This window comes from Mesorhizobium sp. M7A.F.Ca.CA.003.01.2.1 (assembly GCF_003998945.1).
Classification (GTDB): Bacteria; Pseudomonadota; Alphaproteobacteria; order Rhizobiales; family Rhizobiaceae; genus Mesorhizobium; species Mesorhizobium ciceri.
This window is the reverse complement of the sequence record NZ_RZRA01000730.1, coordinates 1-2,977: the sequence shown is the minus strand read 5'-3', so window position 1 is coordinate 2,977 and position 2,977 is coordinate 1. Positions and strand designations below refer to the sequence as shown.

The following is a 2,977-nucleotide window of genomic DNA, read 5'->3' as shown; positions in this document are numbered from 1 at the left end:
CACGCCGACGGCGTCGAAGACGGCATTGGCGACCGCCGGGATCTGCGGGTTGGCGCACATTTCGCCCGGCCCCTTGGCACCGTATGGCCCGTCCGCCGATGGACGCTCCAGCACGATGATCTCGGTCTCGGCGAGGTCGCCGGGGCCGGGCATCAGATACTGGTTGAAGTCCGTGCCGCCATGGTCGCGGTTGGGATAATAGGGCTCGGTCGTCTCGTAGAGCGCATGGCTGATGCCCATCCACGAACCGCCGACCAGTTGCTGTTCGACCATTTTCGGGTTCAGCGCGCGGCCGATCTCGAAGACGTTCTTCACAGTCAGCACGGTGACCGCGCCGGTCTCGTCGTCGACCTCGACCTCGGCCACGGTGCAGGCATGCGCGTAGCAGGTCGATGGCTTCATCGCGCCAGTCTCTTTCTCCGGATAAGAGCGCGGAATCAGGAACATGCCGCGGCCCGAGATCGAGCGACCGCGCTTGAAATGCGCCGACAGCGCGACATCGAAGATCGAGATCGATTTTTGCGGCGCGCCTTTGACCAGTATGTTGCCCTGGCCGTCGGTCTCGAGGTCGGAGGCGTTCACCTCCAGTTCCTCGGCGGCCACTTCCAGCATCACCTGCCGCGCTTCCCTTGCCGCCTGGATGACGGCGTTGCCGGCGCGGTGCGTACCGCGCGAGGCGAAGGTGCCCATGCAGTGCGGGCCGGTGTCGGTGTCGGCGGTGTCGACGACGACGCGGTCTGTCGGCACGCCGATGGTCTCGGCGCAGATCTGCGCCATGATCTGCTTCATGCCCTGGCCGAGATCGACGGAGGACAATGTCACCATGAAATTGCCTGTTGGCGTCGAGTGCACCAGTGCCTGCGTCGGGTCACCGCCGAGGTTCATACCGGTGGGATAGTTGATCGCGGCAACGCCGCGCCCACGCCTGATCGCCATCTCAAGCTCCCTTCGTATAGGAGGACATCGCCAGGTACTTTTCCGCCACCGGCCAGTTGGCGGCGCGCGAGGCTTCCTGCATGCATTCGATCAGCGCGGCGCCCTCTGTCGGCTGGCGGTGCGCTTTCATATCACCGTCGCGATAGGCGTTGATGAAGCGGAATTCGAGCGGGTCCATGCCGATCAGGCGCGCCAGCTTGTCCATCTGCACCTCCAGCGCGAAATCGCCGATGGTGACGCCGAAGCCGCGCATGGCCGACGACGGCGTGCGGTTGGTGTAGACGCAATAGGTGTCGATCCAGACGTTCGGAATAGTGTAGGGGCCGGGATAATGCCCCGCGCCCTTCTGCGCGCCGTAGGGCGAGTGGCGCGAATAGGCGCCGGCATCGGTGTATCCGGTGACCTTGCGCGCGACGATGCGGCCATCTTTCATGACGCCGTCCTTGATGACGACCTTTTCAGCGGCGCGCGGCGACGAGATCTGCATCTCCTCCTCGCGGCTGTAGATAAAACAGACTGGTCGTCCTGTTAGTTTTGCGCCGAGGATGGCGATCGGCTCGACGATGACGTCGACCTTGCCGCCAAAACCGCCACCGACTGTGCCGCCGACGAAATGCAATTTGCTGCCCGGCATCTGCAGGATGATCGAGGTGTTGTCGAGCGTGAAGAACATCGCCTGCGTGTTGGTATAGCAGGTGAAGCGGTCATTGCCCTCGGGCGCCACCACGCAGCCGGTGGTCTCGGTCGGCGCGTGCTCGATCGGCGAAGACTGGTAGCTCTGCTCCAGTATGTGGTCGGCGCCGGCGAAGCCCGCCTCGACATCGCCGAAGCGCACCTTGCGGCACTCGCCGCTATCATAGAGGTAATAATTCTGGCCGTGATATTCGTTGACCAGCGGCGCGTCGGGTTTCAGCGCCTCTTCCATGTCGAAGACGGCCGGCAGCACCTCATAGTCGACCTTGACCTTGGCTGCGGCCTCTTGTGCCGCGCGCTCGGTTTCGGCCAGCACCGCCACCACGGCCTCGCCCTTCCAGCGCACCTTGCCGTCGGCAAGCACCGTCTCGTCCTCCGGCCCGATCTGGATCAGGATCAGGATGGTGTAGACATTGTGCGGTACGTCCTTGGCGGTCAGAATTTTCACCACGCCCGGATGTTTTTCCGCCTCTGAGGTGTCGATCGAACCGATGCGGGCATGGTGATGCGGGCTGCGCACCATCTTCAGGTGCAGCATGCCGGGAAAGTTGCGGTCGGCGAAAAAGGCGGTCTTGCCGGTGACATGGCCGGGCGAATCCGAGCGCGGCCGGGGCTGGCCGATCTCGTGCAGATCGTCCTTGCGGACATCGGCGAAGTAGTTCTTGCGCAGTTCCATTGTTTTGGACCCTTCAGGCCGCGTTCTGCGAATTGGCGCGGGCGGCGGTCAGCACCGCCTGGATGATCGGCTCGTAACCGGTGCAGCGGCAGATGTTGCCCGACAGCGCCTCGACCACCTCGTCGCGGCTGGGATTGGGCGTGTGGTCGAGCAGCACCTTGGCCGCCATGATCATGCCCGGCGTGCAGAAGCCGCATTGCGTGGCGAACGTGTCGAGAAAGGCGCGCTGCAGCGGGTGCAGCACGCCGCTTTCCGAAAGCCCTGATGTCGTGCTGATGACGGCGCCATTGCAGGTCTCGGCCAACGTCAGGCAGGAGAGCCGGAGTTCGCCGTCTATGATGACAGAACAGGCGCCGCAGGTGCCCTGATGACAGCCGCCCTTCGGCGAGGTGTCGCCGATCTTGTCGCGCAGCGCCTGAAGCAGCGTCGTGCCGCTGTCGATGAATTCGGCCTTTTCCGAGCCGTTGAGCGTGAATTGAACCGGAACCTTTGCCATGTTTTCCTCCCAGCGCGCCTGCCCGAACCAGCGGACAGACGCGCGCCCCCGAACAAATATTATGCGAGCAGCAACCGCCCGAGATGAACCGGCAGGACTTCGGCGCGATACCAGGCGCTGGCGATCGGGTCGGTGATGGGCGAGGTGCCATCACCGGCCGCGGCCAAGGCCGGCGC

Annotated in this window: 3 protein-coding genes and 1 pseudogene; all 4 read right to left on the bottom strand. The window is 64.1% G+C overall.

Annotation, left to right across the window (positions count from 1 at the left end; all coding sequences use genetic code 11):
• On the bottom strand, positions 1-936 hold a 936-nt coding region (locus tag EN969_RS36670; protein ID WP_164758456.1), incomplete at its 3' end, for a molybdopterin cofactor-binding domain-containing protein.
• A gap of 1 nt (position 937) precedes the next feature.
• Positions 938-2,305 (bottom strand): xanthine dehydrogenase family protein molybdopterin-binding subunit, encoded by a 1,368-nt coding sequence (locus EN969_RS36665; RefSeq protein ID WP_063168524.1) that lies wholly within the window; start codon positions 2,303-2,305, stop codon positions 938-940.
• A 13-nt stretch (positions 2,306-2,318) separates the two neighbouring features.
• On the bottom strand, positions 2,319-2,801 hold the full coding sequence (locus tag EN969_RS24520; protein ID WP_063168523.1) for a (2Fe-2S)-binding protein: 483 nt from the start codon (positions 2,799-2,801) through the stop codon (positions 2,319-2,321).
• Positions 2,802-2,860: 59 nt separating this feature from the next.
• Positions 2,861-2,977: pseudogene (locus EN969_RS36225) on the bottom strand (xanthine dehydrogenase family protein subunit M); the annotation flags it as partial.